The 21,324-nt window shown below is 55.2% G+C and carries 19 protein-coding genes and 1 other annotated feature; of the genes, 11 read left to right on the forward strand and 8 right to left on the reverse strand.

The features are described from left to right. Positions 1–25: 25 nt before the first annotated feature. Positions 26–1,480, forward strand: coding sequence for a PLP-dependent aminotransferase family protein (locus ABLU86_RS01165; RefSeq protein ID WP_047739993.1), 1,455 nt, complete (start codon positions 26–28; stop codon positions 1,478–1,480). Here the strand turns inward: ABLU86_RS01165 and ABLU86_RS01170 are convergent. The 6 genes from ABLU86_RS01170 to acrA form a co-directional block, all read right to left on the reverse strand. Further along, entirely contained in the window at positions 1,455–1,919 is a 465-nt protein-coding gene (locus ABLU86_RS01170; protein ID WP_015367920.1) for a YlaC family protein, read from the reverse strand. The two genes, ABLU86_RS01165 and ABLU86_RS01170, sit on opposite strands and share 26 nt — an antisense overlap. A 125-nt stretch (positions 1,920–2,044) precedes the next feature. Further along, entirely contained in the window at positions 2,045–2,608 is a 564-nt protein-coding gene (gene maa, locus ABLU86_RS01175; protein WP_015704609.1) for a maltose O-acetyltransferase, read from the reverse strand. 131 nt (positions 2,609–2,739) lie between these two features. After that, entirely contained in the window at positions 2,740–2,958 is a 219-nt protein-coding gene (locus tag ABLU86_RS01180) for an HHA domain-containing protein (RefSeq protein ID WP_015367918.1), read from the reverse strand. 26 nt (positions 2,959–2,984) lie between these two features. After that, positions 2,985–3,359, reverse strand: coding sequence for an Hha toxicity modulator TomB (gene tomB / locus ABLU86_RS01185; RefSeq protein ID WP_015367917.1), 375 nt, complete (start codon positions 3,357–3,359; stop codon positions 2,985–2,987). A 472-nt stretch (positions 3,360–3,831) separates the two neighbouring features. Then, positions 3,832–6,978, reverse strand: coding sequence for a multidrug efflux RND transporter permease subunit AcrB (acrB, locus tag ABLU86_RS01190; RefSeq protein WP_015367916.1), 3,147 nt, complete (start codon positions 6,976–6,978; stop codon positions 3,832–3,834). Positions 6,979–7,000: 22 nt separating this feature from the next. Further along, positions 7,001–8,200 (reverse strand): multidrug efflux RND transporter periplasmic adaptor subunit AcrA, encoded by a 1,200-nt coding sequence (gene acrA / locus ABLU86_RS01195; protein ID WP_020079451.1) that lies wholly within the window; start codon positions 8,198–8,200, stop codon positions 7,001–7,003. Positions 8,201–8,342: 142 nt separating this feature from the next. Between acrA and acrR the strand changes: the two genes are divergently transcribed. Next, entirely contained in the window at positions 8,343–8,993 is a 651-nt protein-coding gene (acrR, locus tag ABLU86_RS01200) for a multidrug efflux transporter transcriptional repressor AcrR (RefSeq protein ID WP_015704611.1), read from the forward strand. A gap of 130 nt (positions 8,994–9,123) precedes the next feature. Next, positions 9,124–12,468, forward strand: a complete 3,345-nt coding sequence (gene mscK / locus ABLU86_RS01205) for a mechanosensitive channel MscK (protein WP_032714000.1) — start codon at positions 9,124–9,126, stop codon at positions 12,466–12,468. 37 nt (positions 12,469–12,505) lie between these two features. On the opposite strand, the gene rsmS is transcribed toward mscK, so the two are convergent. Together rsmS and priC are read right to left on the reverse strand one after the other, a co-directional pair. Further along, complete coding sequence (rsmS, locus tag ABLU86_RS01210) at positions 12,506–12,679, reverse strand: pleiotropic regulatory protein RsmS (RefSeq protein ID WP_015704613.1); 174 nt, start codon at positions 12,677–12,679, stop codon at positions 12,506–12,508. Between the two features lie 12 nt (positions 12,680–12,691). After that, positions 12,692–13,219, reverse strand: a complete 528-nt coding sequence (priC, locus tag ABLU86_RS01215) for a primosomal replication protein N'' (RefSeq protein WP_015367910.1) — start codon at positions 13,217–13,219, stop codon at positions 12,692–12,694. A gap of 69 nt (positions 13,220–13,288) precedes the next feature. On the opposite strand from priC, the gene ABLU86_RS01220 reads away from it, so the two are divergent. The 8 genes from ABLU86_RS01220 (at position 13,289) to hemH (ending at position 21,310) form a co-directional block, all read left to right on the forward strand. Further along, a complete protein-coding gene (locus ABLU86_RS01220; protein WP_015704615.1) occupies positions 13,289–13,666 on the forward strand; it encodes a DUF454 family protein in 378 nt (125 codons plus the stop codon). Between the two features lie 150 nt (positions 13,667–13,816). Then, a complete protein-coding gene (apt, locus tag ABLU86_RS01225; RefSeq protein ID WP_117025507.1) occupies positions 13,817–14,368 on the forward strand; it encodes an adenine phosphoribosyltransferase in 552 nt (183 codons plus the stop codon). 92 nt (positions 14,369–14,460) lie between these two features. After that, positions 14,461–16,368 (forward strand): DNA polymerase III subunit gamma/tau, encoded by a 1,908-nt coding sequence (dnaX, locus tag ABLU86_RS01230; RefSeq protein ID WP_348796041.1) that lies wholly within the window; start codon positions 14,461–14,463, stop codon positions 16,366–16,368. Next, positions 15,701–15,765 (forward strand) — a sequence feature (DnaX frameshifting element). Its footprint overlaps the gene before it by 65 nt. Before the next feature lie 56 nt (positions 16,369–16,424). After that, a complete protein-coding gene (locus ABLU86_RS01235) occupies positions 16,425–16,757 on the forward strand; it encodes a YbaB/EbfC family nucleoid-associated protein (RefSeq protein ID WP_008805448.1) in 333 nt (110 codons plus the stop codon). Beyond that, positions 16,757–17,362, forward strand: coding sequence for a recombination mediator RecR (gene recR, locus ABLU86_RS01240; protein ID WP_015367906.1), 606 nt, complete (start codon positions 16,757–16,759; stop codon positions 17,360–17,362). The genes ABLU86_RS01235 and recR overlap by 1 nt, the downstream gene beginning before the upstream one ends. 114 nt (positions 17,363–17,476) lie before the next feature. Continuing rightward, positions 17,477–19,351 carry a molecular chaperone HtpG gene (gene htpG / locus ABLU86_RS01245; RefSeq protein WP_348796040.1) on the forward strand — a complete coding sequence of 625 codons (1,875 nt, stop codon included), beginning with the start codon at positions 17,477–17,479 and terminating at the stop codon, positions 19,349–19,351. Positions 19,352–19,574: 223 nt separating this feature from the next. Beyond that, positions 19,575–20,219 (forward strand): adenylate kinase, encoded by a 645-nt coding sequence (adk, locus tag ABLU86_RS01250; RefSeq protein ID WP_015367904.1) that lies wholly within the window; start codon positions 19,575–19,577, stop codon positions 20,217–20,219. A gap of 128 nt (positions 20,220–20,347) precedes the next feature. Beyond that, entirely contained in the window at positions 20,348–21,310 is a 963-nt protein-coding gene (hemH, locus tag ABLU86_RS01255) for a ferrochelatase (protein ID WP_015367903.1), read from the forward strand. The last annotated feature ends 14 nt before the right edge of the window (positions 21,311–21,324 follow it).

The following is a 21,324-nucleotide window of genomic DNA, read 5'->3' on the forward strand; positions in this document are numbered from 1 at the left end:
TTTTAGGGTGCCACTAGGAGCCATGATGAATATTCCGGACGATGCTTTTTTTGCCCTACTGACGCGCGGGATACAGCAACGGGGAGACGCGACGCTACAGCGCGCGCTCTATCAGGCGCTGCGCGAGGCCATTTTACAGGGCGAGTTACTCAGCCATAGCCGGTTGCCGGGCGCGCGCGTTATTGCGCAGCGTGCTGGCGTATCGCGCAATACCGTAAACAACGCGCTGGAACAGCTGGCGATAGAGGGATATCTGATCCGCAGTCGTCAGGGGACGTATGTGGCAGCGCTCAATACGCTGGCGGAAAGCGAGCCGGCGCCACCAACGTTTGTTTTGCCTGAGCGCTTGCGCACGCTACCGCTGCCGGGTCGACGGGACTCCCCGGCGCTGTTGTTGACTACCGGAATGCCCGCGGTGAACTACTTCCCGCTGGCTATCTGGCGTCGTTTGCTCGATCGGGTACTGCGCGAGGATGGCAGCACGATCCTTGGATACGGGGAGGCGGCCGGTGAACCGGCGCTGCGCGAGGCGATAGCCCGTCATCTGACTTTATCCCGGGGCATACGCTGCACGGCGCGGCAAATTGTGATCACTGAAGGCGCGCTGGAGGGCGTTAACCTTTGCACGCATCTGCTGAGCGTCGCGGGGGATACTGCCTGGGTTGAAGAGCCCGGTTATTTCGGCGCGAAAAGCGTGTTTATTAAAGCCGGGTTACAGCTGAAGGGGATACCTGTTGACGGTGATGGCATGTGTCCTGATAGCGTTAACGAGGTAGCGCCGCGGCTTATCTTTACCTCGCCTTCGCACCAATATCCGAGCGGGGCGGTGATGAGCGCCGGACGTCGTCTGGCATTGCTGGAATATGCCCGCCAGCATGACGCGTGGATTGTGGAAGATGACTATGATAGCGAGTTTCGCTACAGCGGCGAGCCGATTCAGGCGATGCTCGGCATGGTGGCGCAGGCACCGGTGGTTTACCTTGGTACCTTCAGCAAAACGCTATTTCCTTCATTAAGAATAGGCTTCGCGGTGATGCCGTCGGCGCTGGCCGAGGCGGCTCAGGGCGCGATCGGCGCGCTGTTGCGCGGCGGCCATCGTCTGGAACAGCGTGCGCTGGCGCTGTTCATCGAAGAGGGCCATTATGCTCGCCATCTGGCCTCAATGCGCCGATTATATCGTCGGCGTCAGCAGCAGTTACGCGAGGCTGTGGCAAGCGAATTCACGCTGGCGAATGAGATTTGGGGGGGGGAGGGCGGCTTGCATTTAACGGTTGCCGTCGATGACATTGACGATGTGCAAATTGTCGAGCAGGCGCGTCAGTATCAAATGGCGCCAGCGGCGCTTAGCCGCTTTTATCTTAACCCGCATAAGGCGCGTAGCGGTCTGGTTCTGGGGTATGGCAATACGTCCGCGGCGCATTTCGTACCGGCGCTGCGGACGTTGAACAGGCTAATCAGGCAGCAACGCGGGTCAGGGTGAAAACATCGTAGAAGGAGAGTTCACCTTTGGTCGCGATCATTTTCTGCAGTTGAGCTTTCTGCTCATGGGCGACCTGTGGCGATTGCAGAATGCCGTCAATCAGCTGTTCAGGGACGAAACGGGTGTTATACCATTCACCGTTATAACAGACGCGAAAATCGAGCACATCGATATCTTCATAACGGTAGCGCGGGTAGACGTCAAAGAAGAAAAAGCCGTTCAGCAGAACAAACAGAACGATCAGCAGCCACACGGAATCCACCAGCGTCTCAGAGCGCAGCATGACGATGAGAGTGGCCAAAAAGGCGGCGTACATAGCGACAAATAGCCATGGATGGTTGCGAATAAAACTGATACTAAAACGCGGGCGATTATCGCGCTTTTCTTTTTCGTTCAGTTCCTCGATGGTATTGGTTAGCAGGCGCTGTATTTCTGTCATTTTAGTCCCCGAATTCTTCGTAGAGCCCGGCATTTCAGGCTCTACGGCTCAGTCTGACAGTTATTTTATGTTGCCGGAGACCGGGGTTAAAGTAACAGATCAGTTACAGAAAAGCATAACAGTTACTATTTTTCGGTTAATAGCAGCTTGATGATTTGGGCTGGATTACCGCCAACTACCGCATTGGCCGGCACGTCTTTCACCACCACTGCGCCGGAGGCAATAACCGCATTGTCGCCAATGGTCACTCCAGGGTTGATGACCGCCCGGCCGCCAATCCATACGTTGTGGCCGATCGTTACCGGTTTACCATACTCGATACCGCTGTTGCGTTCCGTTGGGTCCAGCGGATGGGTCGCGGTATAGATATGAACGCCCGGCGCCAGCATACAGTTATCGCCAATTCGGATCGGGCAAACATCGAGCATCACGCAGTCAAAGTTCGCGTAAAAATTGGCGCCGAGGCTGATGTTATAGCCGTAATCGCAGCGGAAAGTGGGTTCGATATACGCGTCAGTGGGCTTACCAAATAGTTCAGCCAGCAGAGCGGCGCGCGATTCGCGCTCATCCGGTGCTGAGTGGTTGTAGCGGTGCAGCACCTGCCGGGCATGCAGGCGGTCTGCTTTTAGCGTGGCGTCTCCAGCAAGGTAAGGTTCGCCGGCGATCATTTTCCTTTTTTCTTCGCTCATGGTCTTCTCCTGTTTAAAGAAAAAACAGTATAAAGCGAAACCGGTTTCATATGCAGCAATACGGGACTCAGGCGTTTAATATCCCGAGTAATCCCTGTTGAGGTGCTGTTGTATTAATGACAGAAAATGAACTAGCGGATAAATTTCCATACTGAAGTTGGGATTTTGTCGTATAGCTTATTCATGGTCAATTCAGCAAGACGATGGTCGGCTGCTGAGTAAAATACCGCCAATTCATTGTCGGAAAGTTCATATTTATTCTTTTCAATTACGCGCTCCAGCGTATCAATTGTCTGACAGCGGCGTAAACGCATCAAATAGTCTGTTTTAGTTAATGGTTTACCAGACATCATTTCACCTTTTGAATGTAATAATTCTAACAAGAAAGACTTGCCGGGTTCTCCCGGCTGGCGTTCACAAAGCATCGGAATAACCGATTGCCGGATTTGCGCCATTTTTGGAGATCGCTTGTGTTTATGCCATAGCTACTGAACAGCATAAAAGTGTCATCCAGGTATTCGTCAAGCTGAGAAATCAGCTTATTATCCTCAGCGTACTTAATTTTATAATTAAGCGCGTAAGTTGCTATGTGCTCGATCAATTCATTTAATTGAAGATTCACCGCCGAGGTGGGATCGTTAACCCAGCCGCGGTTGCTTTCTTCCAGGTTTGCAAGGCAGTCATGATACAACGTTTCGCAGAGAAATCTTAGCTGCGCGATATCATGTCTTTTTGGCGAGTACTCGTCCATAACACATCCCCTTGTAAGTGGTTTAAACGACGACTAACAAACACCGTTGTGGGATGAAGACCAGGCTCAAACATTGTAATCCTGTGATTTAACTATAATCCAGTCTCAAAAACATTTCACCGTGCTATTACGAAAAATTACAATAAATACGGTTAATTTATCTTAAAAAAACAGGACCTATTATACTGATTCCTTTTATGTTTGGCGAAACTGGAAGGTCAGCCTTATATATCATAAGTTTATCTGATTGACGCCTGCCTGCAGCGAGAAGGTTGTCGGGAGATTGTTGGTAATTAAGAATATTCTGAATGAGACCTGATGACAAAACCGGTAATCGAAATCTTAATAAAAATAGAACAACGTTCATCAATGTATATTATATGTCAGAACGTAAAATAAACAATAACAATGTGTGCGTTTAAATACCCCTAAAGAAAAAGGGCCGCAAATGCGGCCCTTAGCTTAAGCAAGATTAATGATGCTCAACCGGATGGTTATGCTCAATATCTTCAGTTTTCTTAGTGAAGCGGCGACGAACCACCACGAAGAACACCGGCACGAAGAAGATAGCCAGAACCGTCGCGGTCACCATCCCGCCCATTACGCCGGTACCTACGGCGTTCTGTGCGCCGGAACCTGCGCCAGAGCTGATAACCAGCGGCATGACCCCGAGGATAAACGCCAGAGAGGTCATCAGGATTGGGCGCAGACGCATACGTACTGCTTCCAGCGTCGCTTCAATCAGGCCTTTGCCTTCTTTTTCCATCAGGTCTTTGGCGAATTCAACGATAAGTATCGCGTTCTTCGCCGACAGGCCGATGGTCGTCAGCAGGCCGACCTGGAAGTAAACGTCGTTAGTCAGCCCGCGGAAGGTTGCCGCTAACAGCGCGCCAACAACACCCAACGGTACCACCAGCATGACGGAGAACGGAATCGACCAGCTCTCGTACAACGCCGCCAGACACAGGAAGACGACGATAAGCGAGATAGCATACAGCGCCGGAGCCTGGTTGCCTGACAGGCGTTCCTGATAGGACATACCGGTCCAGTCGTAACCGACGCCTGAAGGCAGTTTGCTTGCCAGCTGTTCCATCATCGCCATCGCTTCACCCGTACTGCGGCCCGGCGCTGCCTGACCGAGGATTTCCATCGACGGCAGACCGTTGTAACGTTCCAGACGCGGTGAACCATATTCCCAATGGGAAGTGGAGAAGGCGGAGAACGGCACCATTTGGCCATCGCTGCCGCGTACATACCAGTTGCCGATATCCTCTGGCAGCATACGGTATTTCGCTTCAGACATGACGTACACTTTCTTCACGCGACCGCGGTCGATGAAGTCGTTGACGTAGCTGCCGCCCCATGCCGCGCCGAGGGTGGTGTTGATGTCGCTAATTGAAACGCCCAGCGCCTGCGCTTTTTCCTGATCGATATCGATCTTGAACTGCGGCGTATCTTCCAGGCCGTTAGGACGCACGCCAACCAGCAGATCGGGATGCTGAGCAACCATACCAAACAGCTGGTTACGCGCCTGAGTTAATTTCTCATGCCCTAAACCACCCTGATCGATGAGCTGGAAGTCAAAGCCGGTAGCGGTACCCAGTTCGACGATCGCCGGCAGGTTAAACGCGAAGACCATCGCATCTTTAATCTGCGAGAAACGGGCCATCGCGCGGCCGGTAATCGCTTCAACTTTGTTTTCTGAACCCGGGCGTTCGCTCCAGTCTTTTAACGACACGAAGGCGATACCAGTGTTCTGACCGCGACCAGCAAAACCAAAACCGTTAACCGCGAACACCGATTCAACGTTGTTCTTCTCTTTGGTCAGGTAGTAGTCAGTCATCTCGTCGAGGACTTTCTGCGTACGTTCCTGACTAGCGCCCGCCGGAAGCTGCGCCATACTCAGGAACACGCCCTGGTCTTCGTCCGGCAGGAAGGAGCTTGGCAGACGAACGAACAGGTAAGCCATACCGACGACGATAATCAGATACAGCACCAGGTAACGACCGGTACTACGCAGAATGTTGCCTACGCTGTCGGTGTAGTGGTGCGTGCTCTTATCGAACATGCGGTTAAACCAGCCAAAGAAGCCTTTGTGCTCGCCATGGCCGCCTTTCTGAATCGGTTTCAGCATGGTAGCGCACAGCGCTGGCGTCAGAATCAGCGCTACCAGTACCGACAGCGCCATCGCGGAAACGATAGTGATCGAGAACTGGCGATAAATCGCGCCGGTTGAACCGCCGAAGAAGGCCATCGGGATAAATACCGCCGACAGTACCATCGCAATACCGACCAACGCGCCCTGAATCTGACCCATCGACTTACGGGTCGCTTCTTTCGGCGGCAATCCTTCCTCCGCCATTACGCGCTCGACGTTTTCTACTACCACGATGGCGTCATCCACCAGCAAGCCGATGGCCAGCACCATCCCGAACATCGTCAGGGTGTTTATCGAGAAGCCAAACACCGCCAGGATGGCGAATGTCCCAAGCAATACCACCGGTACTGCAATGGTCGGGATCAGCGTGGCGCGGAAGTTCTGCAGGAACAGATACATGACCAGGAACACCAGGATGATCGCTTCCACCAGCGTTTTTACCACTTCATGAATAGAGATTTTCACGAACGGGGTAGTATCGTACGGGTAGACGATTTTCAGGCCTGACGGGAAGTACGGTTCCATCTTCGCCAGCTCTGCGCGGATGGCGTTGGCGGTATCCAGGGCGTTAGCGCCGGTGGCCAGTTTAATCCCCAGACCAGAAGCCGGTTGGCCGTTGAACTTCGCGATGATGTCGTAGTTTTCGCCGCCGAGTTCAACTTTCGCCACGTCGCGCAGACGAACCTGTGAACCATCCTGATTGACTTTCAGCAGAATCTTGCTGAATTCATCAGCGGAAGTCAGACGCGTTTGGGCGATGATCGAGGCGTTCAACTGCTGGCCTTTCACCGGCGGCGTACCGCCTAACTGACCTGCCGCGACCTGGGCGTTCTGCGCTTTAATGGCGTTGATGACATCTACCGGAGTTAACTGGAAGTTGTTTAGCTTCGTCGGGTCCATCCAGATACGCATCGCGTACTGGGAACCGAACAGCTGAACGTCGCCGACGCCGGAGGTACGGCTGATGGCATCCTTCATATTGGCGCCCACGTAGTCGGAAATATCCTCCTGCGTCATGGTGCCGTTAGTGTTGATAACCCCGACAACCATCAGGAAGCTACTGGAGGATTTCTCCACGCTCACGCCCTGTTGTTGTACTTCCTGCGGCAGTAGCGGCATCGCCAGCTGCAGCTTATTCTGCACCTGTACCTGGGCGATATCTGCGTCGGTACCGGACTGGAAGGTCAGGGTGATCTGCACCGTACCGGTGGAGTCACTGTTCGAGGACATGTACATCAGGTTATCGATACCGTTCATGTTCTGTTCGATAACCTGTGTCACGGTGTCCTGCACCGTTTTCGCATCAGCCCCCGGATAGGTGGCCGAGATCGTCACTGCTGGCGGCGCAATCGTTGGATATTGCGCCACGGGGAGTTTCATAATCGAAAGCCCCCCTGCCAACATGATGATTATGGCGATCACCCATGCAAATATGGGGCGATCGATAAAGAAATTAGGCATGTCTTAACGGCTCCTGTTTAAGTTAAGACTTGGTTTGTTCAGACTGAGCGTTCGCGTTGCCGGCGGTTTGCTGTTGGTTGTCTGAAGCTACTTCCTGCGCTTTTACCTGTACGCCTGGTTTGACTTTTTGCAGGCCAGCGACGATCACGCGATCGCCTGATTTCAGACCTTCGGTCACTAACCACTTGTCGCCGATAGCCTGAGTCGCGGTGACCTGGCGCACTTCAACTTTGTCGCCTTCGCCGACCACCATCACGCTGGCATCGCCGCGCGGGGTACGGGTAACGCCCTGTTGCGGAACCAGCAGCGCATCCGGGTTAATACCTTCTTCCAGACGTGCGCGAACAAACATCCCTGGCAGCAGAGTGTGGTCCGGGTTCGGGAAGATAGCGCGCAGCGTGATAGAACCGGTGGTCTGGTCAACGGTGACGTCGGAGAATTCCAGCGTACCCTCTTGCGGATATTTCAGACCGTCATTGGTGACCAGTTCGACTTTCGCCTTACCGTTTTCTTGCTTCAGTTTACCGTTCGCCAGTTCCTGTTTCAGACGCAGGAAATCGTTGCTCGATTGGGTAACGTCAACATAGATAGGATCCAACTGCTGAACGGTAGCCAGCGCGGTAGATTGCCCGTTTTGCACCAGCGCGCCTTCGGTGACCGCGGATTTACCGATGCGTCCACTGATTGGCGACGTCACTTTGGTATAAGCCAGGTTGATACGCGCGGTTTCAACAGCGGCCTTGGCGGCGACGACGGCGGCGTTACTTTGCTGAGCGTCGGCAACGGCTGAGTCATATTCTTGTTGGCTGATGTATTTGGTGCCAACCAGTTTCTGATAACGTTTGACCGTCAACTGAGCGATGTTTGCGGCGGCCTGGGCTTTCGCTAAGTCGCCTTTAGCGCTTTCATAGCTTGCCTGATAGGTTGCCGGATCGATCTGATAAAGAGACACCCCCGCCTGAATATCGCTGCCTTCAGTGAAGTTACGTTTCAGAATAATGCCACTTACCTGAGGACGGACTTCTGCGACACGATAAGCATTGGTACGACCAGGAAGTTCAGTGGTGATTTGTAGAGGTGCGGATTTGAGCGTGACAATACCGACTTCCGGCATTTGCTGGGCTCCTTGTTGAGCCGGTTTATCGTCACATCCTGTTAGCGCTAAGCTGCCTGAGAGCATCAGAACGACCGCCAGAGGCGTTAACCCTCTGTTTTTGTTCATATGTAAACCTCGAGTGTCCAATTTCAAATTTTTTAGTGGCTCAAACGTCCACAAACCCACTACAGTCTTTCTATTATGGTCATGCTATGGTACATACATTCACAAATGTATGTAAACGCAACCTCTGTAAAGTCATCAACCTATGGCACGAAAAACCAAACAACAGGCACTTGAAACCCGGCAACTGATTCTTGACGTCGCCCTGCGATTGTTTTCGCAGCAAGGGGTATCATCTACCTCGTTGGCCGCGATTGCAAAAGCTGCTGGAGTGACCAGGGGCGCTATATACTGGCATTTCAAAAACAAATCCGATCTGTTTAATGAAATATGGAGTCTCTCTGACGCCAGCATTAGCGATCTCGAAGTTGAGTATCGGGCAAAATTCCCTAACGATCCACTGTCCGTTGTTCGCGAAATACTCGTCTATATCCTCGAAGCGACGGTAGTAGAGGAACGTAGACGCCTGATGATGGAAATCATCTTCCATAAATGCGAATTTGTCGGAGAAATGGCCGTTGTCCAACAAGCACAGCGCAGTTTATGGCTTGAAAGCTACGATCGTATTGAGCAAACATTAAAAGATTGTATCACTGCTCAACAATTACCTGCGAATTTACTCACTCGCCGTGCGGCAATTCTGATGCGCAGTTATCTTTCCGGATTAATGGAAAACTGGCTCTTTGCGCCAGAGAGTTTTAACCTTCATGCGGAAGCCCGTGCTTATGTCGATGCCCTCATTGAGATGTATCAGACCTGCCCGTCGCTACGAAGTTCGTCTGAGGTCATGGCCTGAATCCGCAGGCGTAAATAAAGGTAAATTTTACTTATCTCTGCCGCTATTCGCGCGCAGGGAGAAGTGCTATTCTGCGCGCTGCGACGACCCCCGGTATTCTCCGGCATTTGCAACCATTCATGTTAATACTATGCAGCATACAAATCGTTGGCCTCATGCTATTTCCACCATTGTCTTTGCACTGGTCCTTATAGTTGGCACTCTGAGCTTCAGCCAGGTTCAGGCTGCAGATTTACCTGACCGTTCTGACATTCAAAGCCAGCTCACTACGCTAAATAAGCAAAAAGAACTCACGCCGCAGGAAAAATTAGTTCAGCAGGACCTGACGCAGACTTTAGAAACGCTCGATAAGATTGAGCGTATAAAGTCTGAAACTGTGCAACTGCGTCAGCAGGTTGAACAGGCGCCGGCGAAAATGCGTCAGGCGGTAGACAGCCTGAATGCGCTGAGCGATGTTCCTGATGATGAGGTCACCCGTAAAACCCTGAGCACGTTATCGTTGCGACAGCTTGAATCCAGGGTGTCTCAGGCGCTCGACGATCTGCAAAGCGCGCAGAACGATCTGGCGGCCTACAACAGCCAATTGGTCTCGCTGCAGACGCAGCCGGAGCGCGTGCAGAACGCGATGTACTCCGCCTCCCAGCAGCTACAGCAAATTCGTAACCGTCTCAACGGCACCGCGCCGGGTGAAGAGACGCTGCGCCCGACGCAGCAGGGGTTGCTGCTGGCGCAGCAGGCCTTGCTGAATGCGGAGATCGAACAGCAGCGTAAGAGCCTGGAAGGTAATACTGTGCTGCAGGATACGCTGCAGAAACAGCGCGATTACGTGACCGCCCACAGCAACCGGCTGGAACATCAGCTGCAACTGTTGCAGGAAGCGGTGAACAGCAAGCGGCTGACCCTCACCGAGAAAACCGCTCAGGAAGCGGTCTCGCCGGAGGAGACCTCGCGGATCCAAAATAACCCGTTGGTCAAGCAGGAGCTTGAAGTTAACCATCAGCTTAGCGAAAAGCTGATTCAGGCGACGGAAAACGGCAACCAACTGGTGCAGCGCAATATCAGAGTGAAAAACTGGCTCGACCGCGCGCTGCAATCCGAACGCGATATCAAAGAGCAGATTTCGGTATTGAAAGGCAGCCTGCTGCTGTCGCGTATCCTCTATCAGCAGCAGCAAACATTGCCATCAGCGGATGAGCTGCAGGATATGACCAACCGCATTGCCGATCTGCGCCTGGAGCAGTTTGAAGTTAACCAGCAGCGCGATGCGTTATTCCAGAGCGATGCCTTTGTGGCAAAGCTGGAAGAGGGCCATAGCAGCGAAGTCACGCCGGAAGTACACGACGCCCTGTTGGAAGTCGTGGACATGCGCCGAGAATTGCTCGACCAGTTTAACAAACAGCTGGGGAACCAGCTGATGATGGCCATCAACCTGCAGATTAACCAGCAGCAGTTGATGAGCGTCTCCAGCAATCTGAAATCGATCCTGACCCAGCAGATTTTCTGGGTGAACAGCAATAAGCCGATGGATTGGGAGTGGATCAAATCCTTCCCGGAAGCGCTGAAAGCCCAGTTCAAATCGATGAAAATCACCGTCAACTGGGAGAAAGCCTGGCCGGCGGTATTTATCGCGTTCCTCGCCGGGCTGCCGCTGCTATTGATTGCCGGGCTGATCCGCTGGCGCTTGCAGTGGCTGCGTGATTACCAGGCTAAGCTGGCCTCCCAGGTAGGCCAGTTACGCAATGATACTCAGCTAAACACACCAAAAGCGATCCTGATAGATTTAATCAGAGCGCTGCCGGTGGTGCTGCTCATCCTCGCCGCCGGGCTTATCCTGCTGACGATGCAGCTGAATGTCAGCAACTTGCTATGGGCCTACAGTAAAAAACTAGCGATGTTCTGGCTGGTGTTCGGCCTGTGCTGGAAGGTGCTGGAAAAAGACGGCGTGGCGGTGAAGCATTTCAATATGCCCGCGCAGCTCACCAGCCACTGGCGGCGGCAGATCGTCCGCGTCAGCCTGGCGTTGCTGCCGCTGAATTTCTGGTCGGTTGTTTCTGAGCTCTCTCCGCTTAATTTGATGGACGACGTGCTGGGGCAGTTTGTTATCTTCGTCAACCTGCTGCTCATTGCGGTGCTGGTGTGGCCGATGTGCCGCGAAAGCTGGCGTGACAAAGAGTCGCACAGCCTGCGCCTGCTGACGGTGACCGTGCTGTCGATTGTGCCTGTCGCGCTGATGGTCCTCACGGCGACCGGTTACTTCTATACCACGCTGCGTCTGGCTGGCCGCTGGATTGAGACCGTCTATCTGGTGATGATGTGGAACCTGCTATACCAGACCGTTCTCCGCGGCCTGAGTGTGGCTGCGCGACGTATTGCCTGGCGCCGGGCGCTGGCGCGTCGCCAGCATCTGGTGAAAGAAGGGGCGGAAGGCGCCGAACCGCAGGAAGAGCCGACGATCGCGCTCGAACAGGTTAACCAACAAACGCTGCGCATCACCATGCTGGTGATGGTGGCGTTGTTCGCGGTGCTGTTCTGGGCGATTTGGTCCGATCTGATAACCGTGTTCGCCTATCTCGACAGCATTACGCTCTGGCACTACAACGGCACCGAAGCCGGCGCCAGCGTGGTGAAAAGCGTGACGATGGGTAGCCTGCTGTTTGCGATTGTCGCCTCGATGGTCGCCTGGGCGCTGATCCGCAACTTGCCGGGCCTGCTGGAAGTGCTGGTGCTGTCGCGTCTTAATATGCGCCAGGGCGCTTCCTATGCCATCACGACGATCCTCAACTACGCGATTATCGCCATCGGCGCGATGACGGTCTTCGGCTCCTTAGGCGTGTCGTGGGATAAACTGCAGTGGCTGGCCGCGGCGCTGTCGGTTGGTTTAGGTTTCGGCTTACAGGAGATTTTCGGTAACTTCGTCTCCGGCCTGATCATTCTCTTCGAACGCCCGGTGCGTATCGGCGATACGGTCACTATCGGTACCTTCTCAGGCACCGTCAGTAAGATCCGTATCCGCGCGACGACCATTACCGATTTCGATCGCAAAGAGGTGATTATTCCAAACAAGGCCTTCGTGACTGAACGGCTGATCAACTGGTCGCTCTCCGATACCATCACCCGCGTGGTGATCCGCCTGGGCGTAGCCTACGGATCCGATCTCGATAAAGTGAAAGAGGTGCTGCTGCAGGCGGCGCATGAACATCCGAAAGTGATGCAGGAACCAGCGCCGTCGGTCTTCTTTACCACCTTCGGCGCCAGCACGCTGGATCATGAACTGCGCCTCTACGTACGTGAACTGCGCGATCGCAGCTACGCGGTGGATGAGCTTAACCGTTCTATCGATCGCCTGTGCCGTGAAAACAATATCGATATTGCCTTCAACCAGCTGGAAGTTCATCTGCGTAACGAGAAGGGAGATGAAGTGACGGAAGTGAAGCGCGATAATAAAGGGGATGATACGGCGCCAGGCGTCGCATAATCGCTAATCGGGGCGGCATATGCCGCCCCGAATCGTTTTATTCTTCTGACAGGGGCGCGTCAGGTTGGGCGTTTTTCAGTTTGTTTTCATAGTCACGCTTAATAATATCCAACGCTCCCAGCACCGTTTTTGCGCTGACCCGGTTTTCCTCCAACAACATGATTAAATCGACGGCCAGTTTGACCTCGTCCGGTGCATTTTCCAGCGACATAGTCCTCTCCTGTTAGCGCGTTAAACGCGCCAGTACGTTTTCAATATTTTCCAGCGCATCGCGACAGCGGGCCAGGCGCCCGGCATAGGCCTCGACCTCTTTCGTTAGCCGTTGCTGTTCGGCAAGGGTAGTTGCCGACGCCAGCTGACGTTGGCGATCGTTGCGCATTGCCAGCAGGCGGCGCTCATACTCCTGGTGCTGCAGGCGGCGGCGTTGCCAGCGGTTTAGCGTCGGCGAGGCGCTGTCCCATTGGCGTAACGACCAGGTCGCCGTCTCACGACTAATGGCGGCAATCTGCGCCACCAGCCGCTCGGCGAGCCAGGCGACCTGGGGCAGATGCTGATGCTCAACGGCATGCTGGAGCTCGGCGAGATTATGCTGTGCTTCGTCGAGATACGCCTGCATCTGGGTGTCGCGGGTACGGAACAGCTGGCGGTCGAAACGCGGGCTCAACGTAGCGTGGCTGGACAGTGGCGCCACCTGAAGCGCCAGTTCAGCCAACTGATTTTTCAGCGTTTGTAAAAGCCGGGTTGTTTTCAAATAACTCCTCCATTCCCTACTCAGCAACTGTGCTACAGTAGCGACATCTGCTTGATAACGATTCGCATTATGCCACGTATTATTTTAATCATCATTGGCTGGCTGGCGGTAGTGCTGGGGACGCTGGGCGTCTTCTTACCGCTGTTACCGACAACGCCATTTATCCTGCTCGCCGCATGGTGTTTTGCCCGCTCGTCGCCGCGCTTTCACCACTGGCTGCTGTATCGCTCGTGGTTTGGCGGCTATCTTCGCCACTGGCAGCAGTACCGGGCGATGCCGCCGGGGGCCAAGCCGCGAGCCATTATCATGATTTTACTGACCTTTGCCATTTCTCTGTGGCTGGTTAAGCTTATGTGGGTGCGCATCCTGCTGCTGGCGATCCTCGCCTGCCTGCTGATATTTATGTGGCGCATTCCGGTGGTTGACGCAAAGCAACAAAAGCACTGATGCGCAATAATGCCTGTTGCAATTGTTGGCGACAGCCAGTAAATTCTGGCGTTTTCGAGCGCGGGTAAGCCTGGTCAAAGGTTAAACAAATGTTTCTTTGGCCCATTTTGCACGCCCGTGGGTAACACCGTTTCAATCAGGCATAAACTTATGACCGCAACTGCACAGCAGCTTGAATATCTGAAGAACAGCATCCAAAGCGTCCAGGATTATCCGAAACCGGGCATCCTTTTCCGCGATGTCACCAGCTTGCTGGAAGACCCTAAAGCCTATGCGCTTAGCATTGAACTGCTGACCGGGCGTTATAAAGACGCCGGCATCACCAAAGTGGTGGGGACCGAAGCGCGTGGTTTTCTGTTCGGCGCCCCGGTTGCGTTGGCGCTGGGCGTTGGCTTTGTTCCGGTTCGTAAGCCGCGCAAGTTGCCGCGCGAAACCATCGCCGAAAGCTATGAGCTTGAATATGGCACCGATCAGCTGGAAATCCACGTTGATGCCATTAAAGAAGGCGATAAGGTGCTGGTCGTTGATGACCTGCTGGCGACCGGCGGCACCATTGACGCCACCGTGAAGCTGATTCGTCGCCTGGGCGGCGAAGTTCACGATGCCGCTTTTATTATCAATCTGTTCGATCTGGGCGGTGAACAGCGCCTGGAAAAACTGGGCATCAATTGCTTTAGCCTGGTGCCTTTCCCGGGCCACTAAGCAAATCCCGACACATAGCCTCGCCGATCCGGCGGGGCTGTGATAGCATTACCCCCTCGTGAATTCACCTTCCAGCGTTTCAGAGCCAGCCCATGAGTTATCAGGTCTTAGCCCGTAAATGGCGCCCACAAACCTTTGCTGACGTCGTCGGCCAGGAACATGTGCTGACCGCACTGGCGAACGGCTTATCGTTAGGGCGCATCCATCACGCATATCTCTTTTCCGGCACCCGCGGAGTAGGGAAAACCTCCATCGCCCGTCTGTTGGCGAAGGGGTTAAACTGCGAAAGCGGTATTACCGCGACGCCGTGCGGCGTCTGCGATAACTGTCGCGAAATAGAACAAGGCCGCTTTGTCGATCTGATTGAGATCGATGCCGCCTCGCGCACCAAAGTGGAAGATACCCGCGATCTGCTGGACAACGTCCAGTACGCGCCGGCCCGCGGCCGCTTCAAGGTCTACCTGATCGATGAAGTGCATATGCTGTCGCGTCACAGCTTCAACGCGTTATTGAAAACGCTGGAGGAGCCGCCCGCGCACGTCAAATTCCTGCTGGCGACCACCGATCCGCAAAAGTTGCCGGTGACGATTTTGTCCCGCTGCCTGCAGTTCCACCTCAAGGCGCTGGATGTCGAACAGATCCGCCATCAGCTTGAACACATCCTTGGCGAAGAGCAGATCGCGTTTGAGCCGCGTGCGCTGCAGCTGCTGTCGCGCGCCGCGGATGGCAGCCTGCGCGATGCATTAAGCCTGACCGATCAGGCAATCGCCAGCGGCGATGGCCGCTTAACCGCGCAGTCCGTCAGCGAAATGCTCGGCACCCTCGACGACGATCAGGCGCTATCCTTGATAGAAGCGCTGGTGGCCGCCGACGGCGAGCGCGTGATGGCGGGCGTCAGCGACGCCGCCTCGCGCGGCGTTGAATGGGAAGCGCTGCTGGTGGAAATGCAAAGTCTGCTGCACCGTATCGCGATGGTTCAGCTCTCGCCATCGGCGCTGGGGGCGGATATGGCCGCCGTCGAGCAACGTATGCGCGAGCTGGCGCGCACCGTGCCGCCGGCCGACGTGCAGCTTTACTATCAGACGCTGCTGATTGGCCGCAAAGAGCTGCCTTATGCGCCAGACCGGCGTATGGGGGTTGAAATGACGCTGCTGCGCGCGCTGGCTTTCCATCCGCGTCAGCCGCTGCCGGAGCCGGAAGCGAAGCCCATGCAGACCGCTGCGCCTGCGCCGCAGCAGCAAACAGCGCCGCCGGTCGCATCGGCTCCGCCGCCGCAGAATCTGCCGCAAAGCACCAGCCAGGTGCTGGCGGCGCGCAGTCGGCTGCAGCGAACCCCGGGAGCAACCACCCCAAAAAAGAGTGAACCGGCAGCCGCATCCCGCGCGCGGCCGGTGAATAACGCTGCGCTGGAACGACTGAGTTCGATTACCGAGCGCGTACAGGCTCGTCCGGCTGCGGCCGCGCTTGAGCAGGCCCCGGCGAAGAAAGAAGCCTATCGCTGGAAATCGACGGCCCCGATTGAAGAAACCCAGGTCGAGGTTGCCACGCCGAAAGCGCTGAAAAAAGCGCTGGAGCATGAAAAAACGCCGGAGCTGGCGGCGAAACTAGCCGTGGAAGCGGTCGAGCGCGATAGCTGGGCGGCGGAAGTGAGCCAGTTGGCGGTACCGAAACTGGTTGAACAGGTGGCGCTGAACGCGTGGAAAGAGCAGGACGGCAATCGCATATGTCTGCATTTACGCCCGAGTCAGCGGCATCTCAACTCCGCCGGCGCACAGCAGAAACTTGCTGAAGCGCTGGGCGTGTTGTACGGTGCGCCGGTTGAATTGACTATCGTTGAAGATGATAATTCGGCGATGCGCACGCCGCTGGAGTGGCGACAGGCAATTTATGAAGAGAAGCTCGCGCAGGCGCGCGACGCGATTATTGCGGATAACAACATCCAGACCCTGCGACGATTCTTCGACGCCGATCTGGATGAAGAGAGTATCCGCCCCATTTGAACGCCAGTCTGACTGGCGTTCAGTACCTTAACGATGACTTACTGAGAGAGAAGCCTATGTTTGGTGGAAAAGGCGGCCTGGGTAACCTGATGAAACAGGCCCAGCAGATGCAAGACAAAATGCAGAAAATGCAGGAAGAGATCGCGCAGCTGGAAGTGACCGGTGAGTCCGGCGCGGGTCTGGTAAAGGTAACCATCAACGGCGCGCATAACTGCCGCCGCGTGGAAATCGACCCAAGCCTGCTGGAAGACGACAAAGAGATGCTGGAAGATCTGGTGGCTGCCGCATTCAATGACGCAGCGCGCCGTATTGAAGAGACCCAGAAAGAGAAAATGGCCTCCGTTTCTGCCGGCATGCAGCTGCCGCCAGGCTTCAAGATGCCGTTCTGATGCAAACCAGCCCGCTGTTAACTCAGCTTATGGAAGCGCTGCGCTGTCTGCCGGGCGTTGGCCCGAAGTCGGCGCAGCGCATGGCGTTTACGCTGCTGCAGCGCGATCGCAGCGGCGGTATGCGTCTGGCGCAGGCGCTAACGCGCGCGATGTCGGAAATCGGCCACTGCGCCGATTGCCGCACCTTCACCGAGCAGGAGGTGTGCAATATTTGCAGCAACCCGCGTCGCCAGGAAAACGGTCAGATCTGCGTGGTGGAGAGTCCAGCGGACATCTACGCCATTGAGCAGACCGGGCAGTATTCCGGCCGCTACTTCGTGCTGATGGGCCACCTGTCGCCGCTTGACGGTATCGGGCCGGATGACATCGGGCTTGACCGCCTCGAGCAGCGCCTCGAAGCCGAGTCAATCAGCGAGTTGATCCTCGCAACCAACCCAACGGTTGAAGGCGAGGCGACGGCCAACTACATCGCTGAGCTCTGCGCGCAGTATGGCGTTGACGCCAGCCGCATCGCCCACGGCGTACCGGTTGGCGGCGAGCTGGAAATGGTCGACGGCACCACGCTGTCGCACTCACTGGCCGGGCGCCACAAGATTATTTTCTGAACAAATGGAGGCGGCGTTCGCTGCCTCCGCTTGAAATTTCCCGCACCTATCCCCATCTCCTCCCCAACACGTTATTTCCATTAATAATAAATGGCATTGTTGAGGTCGACTTACATGAAAGGACAAGAAACCCGTGGTTTCCAGTCAGAAGTGAAACAGCTTCTGCACCTGATGATCCATTCTCTTTATTCCAACAAAGAAATCTTCCTGCGCGAGCTCATCTCCAACGCCTCGGATGCGGCGGATAAGCTGCGTTTCCGCGCGCTGTCCCAGCCGGATCTGTATGAAGGCGACGGCGAGCTGCGCGTACGCGTATCGTTTGATAAAGACAACCGCACGCTGACCATCGCTGATAACGGCATCGGGATGAACCGCGACGAGGTCATTGACCATCTCGGCACCATCGCCAAATCCGGCACCAAAGCGTTCCTCGAATCTATGGGTTCCGATCAGGCGAAAGATAGCCAGCTGATCGGCCAGTTCGGCGTCGGCTTCTATTCAGCCTTTATCGTTGCCGACAAAGTCACCGTGCGCACCCGCGCCGCGGGCGACAAGCCGGAAAACGGCGTGTTTTGGGAGTCCGCTGGCGAAGGCGAATATACTGTTGCCGATATCACTAAGGCCGATCGCGGAACCGAAATCACGTTGCATCTGCGTGAAGGCGAAGACGACTTCCTCAACGACTGGCGCGTGCGTTCGATCATTAGTAAATATTCTGACCATATCGCGCTGCCGGTTGAGATTGAAAAACGCGAAGAAGTGGACGGCGAAACCGTTATTTCGTGGGAAAAAATCAACAAGGCGCAGGCGCTGTGGACCCGCAGCAAATCTGAAGTCAGCGACGACGAATACAAAGAGTTCTATAAGCATATTGCCCATGATTTCAGCGATCCGCTGACCTGGAGCCACAACCGCGTCGAAGGTAAGCAGGAGTACACCAGCCTGCTGTATATTCCGTCACAGGCGCCGTGGGATATGTGGAACCGCGATCATAAACACGGCCTGAAGCTGTATGTGCAGCGCGTCTTCATCATGGATGACGCCGAGCAGTTTATGCCGAACTACCTGCGTTTCGTGCGCGGCCTGATAGATTCCAACGATTTGCCGCTGAACGTGTCGCGTGAAATCCTGCAGGATAGCAACGTCACCCGTAATCTGCGTACCGCGCTGACCAAACGCGTGCTGCAGATGCTGGAAAAGCTGGCGAAAGACGACGCCGAAAAATATCAGACCTTCTGGAAACAGTTTGGCCTGGTGCTGAAAGAAGGCCCGGCGGAAGATGCCTCCAACCAGCAAGCGATTGCTAAACTGCTGCGCTTCGCCACTACTCATACCGATTCTTCCGCGCAGATCGTGTCGCTGGAAGAGTACGTTTCGCGCATGAAAGAAGGGCAGGAGAAGATTTACTACATCACCGCCGACAGCTATGCGGCGGCGAAGAGCAGCCCGCACCTCGAGCTGCTGCGTAAAAAAGGTATCGAAGTTCTGCTGCTGTCCGATCGCATTGACGAGTGGATGATGAGCTACCTGACCGAGTTCGACGGCAAGGCGTTCCAGTCGGTTGCCAAAGCCGACGAGTCGCTGGAGAAACTGGCGGACGAAGTTGACGAATCCACCAAAGAAGCCGAAAAAGCGCTGGAGCCGTTCGTTGAGCGTGTGAAAGGCCTGCTGGGCGAGCGCGTGAAAGAGGTGCGTCTGACGCATCGTCTGACCGACACTCCGGCGATTGTCACCACTGATGCCGACGAAATGAGCACCCAGATGGCGAAGCTGTTCGCCGCTGCCGGTCAGGCGGCGCCGGAAGTGAAATACATCTTCGAGCTGAACCCTGCGCATCCGCTGGTGAAACGCGCTGCCGATACCCAGGACGACGCGCAGTTTGGCGAGTGGGTCGAACTGCTGCTGGATCAGGCGCTGCTGGCGGAACGCGGTACGCTGGAGGATCCTAACCAGTTCATCCGCCGTATGAATCAGCTGCTGGCATCCTGACGCGAACCTGAATGAGTAGCCCGGCCGAGCGACGCGACGCCGGGAACGGAATAAATGCCCCGTCTGAGTGATTTGCTCATACGGGGCATTTCACATTAGATTGCATAAAATATCTGACCATTAACCGTTTCAGCCGCACCGCCTTCCTTGAGCCATGGCCGTTCTGGTGGTATGGTTTAGCGTTTTTTGAAAAATTGAAACGACATTTGAGGGGATTTTCGTAATGCGTATTATTCTGCTTGGCGCTCCGGGCGCGGGTAAAGGAACTCAGGCTCAGTTCATCATGGAGAAATACGGTATTCCGCAAATCTCCACCGGCGACATGCTGCGCGCCGCGGTAAAATCCGGCTCCGAGCTCGGTAAACAAGCGAAAGACATTATGGACGCCGGCAAACTGGTTACCGATGAGCTGGTCATCGCGCTGGTGAAAGAGCGTATCGCCCAGGAAGATTGCCGTAACGGTTTCCTGCTGGACGGCTTCCCGCGCACTATCCCGCAGGCTGACGCCATGAAAGAAGCCGGCATCGCTGTTGACTACGTGCTGGAGTTCGCGGTACCGGACGAGCTGATCGTCGATCGTATCGTGGGCCGCCGCGTACACGCCGCTTCCGGCCGCGTCTATCACATTAAATTCAACCCGCCTAAGGTTGAAGGTAAAGACGACGTGACCGGCGAAGAGCTGACCACCCGTAAAGACGATCAGGAAGAGACCGTACGCAAGCGCCTGGTGGAATACCATCAGATGACTGCGCCGCTGATCGGCTACTATCAGAAAGAAGCGCAGGCGGGTAACACCCAATACGCGAAAGTCGACGGCACCAAAGCGGTGGCAGACGTGCGCGCCGATCTGGAAAAAATCCTCGGCTAATTAAGCCCTTTCTCATCCTGCTGCGGCAGGATGAGAACACCTCTCATTTCTACCTTTTGCTATGATTGGTTCCGTTTAACGCCATTTACGCTACAATTGTCAGCGATTCAAATGGTTAAGAGGCGGTAATGCATCAGACGAAAACAGGTATTTTGCTAGCCAATTTAGGCACTCCCGATGCGCCCACGCCCGATGCGGTGAAGCGCTATCTGCGACAATTTCTTAGCGACAAACGGGTAGTGGATACGCCTCGTCTGCTGTGGTGGCCGCTACTGCGCGGCATCATACTGCCGATTCGCGCTCCCCGCGTGGCGAAGCTCTATCAGTCTGTGTGGATGGCGGAAGGCTCGCCGTTGATGGTGTATAGCCGGCAACAGCAACAGGCGCTGGCGGCCAGGCTACCCGATGTTCCAGTAGCGCTGGGGATGAGCTATGGCTCGCCGTCGCTGGCAAGCGCGGTCGATGAGCTATTGGCCCAGGACGTTGACCATATCGTGGTATTGCCGCTGTATCCGCAATATTCGTGTTCTACCGTGGCGGCGGTATGGGATGAACTGGCGCGGATCCTCGCGAAAAAGCGCGCCATTCCGGGCGTTTCGTTTATCCGCGACTATGCCGACGACGCTGATTATATCCACGCGCTGGCGGCCAGCGTACGCGCTTCGTTCGCCGTTCACGGCGAACCGGATGTGCTGCTGCTCTCCTATCACGGTATTCCGCAACGCTACGCCCATGAGGGCGATGATTACCCGCAGCGCTGCCGGGTAACGACTCGCGAGCTGGTTTCAGTGCTCGGGCTGCCGCCGGAGCGGGTGATGATGACCTTCCAGTCGCGCTTTGGTCGCGAACCCTGGTTGACGCCATATACCGACGAAACGCTAAAAATGCTCGGCGAGAAGGGCACACAGCACGTTCAGGTTATCTGTCCGGGCTTCTCCGCCGACTGTCTGGAAACGCTGGAAGAAATCGCGGTGCAGAACCGGGAAATTTTCCTTGAGGCCGGCGGTAAGCAATATGAGTATATTCCGGCGCTTAATGCCGATCCTGCACATATTGAGATGATGGTGAACCTGACCGCGTCGTATCGCTGATCGCGCGCGTGGCG

Source organism: Klebsiella sp. JN_Kp121, assembly GCF_040062145.1.
In the GTDB taxonomy this organism is placed as follows: Bacteria; Pseudomonadota; Gammaproteobacteria; order Enterobacterales; family Enterobacteriaceae; genus Klebsiella; species Klebsiella aerogenes.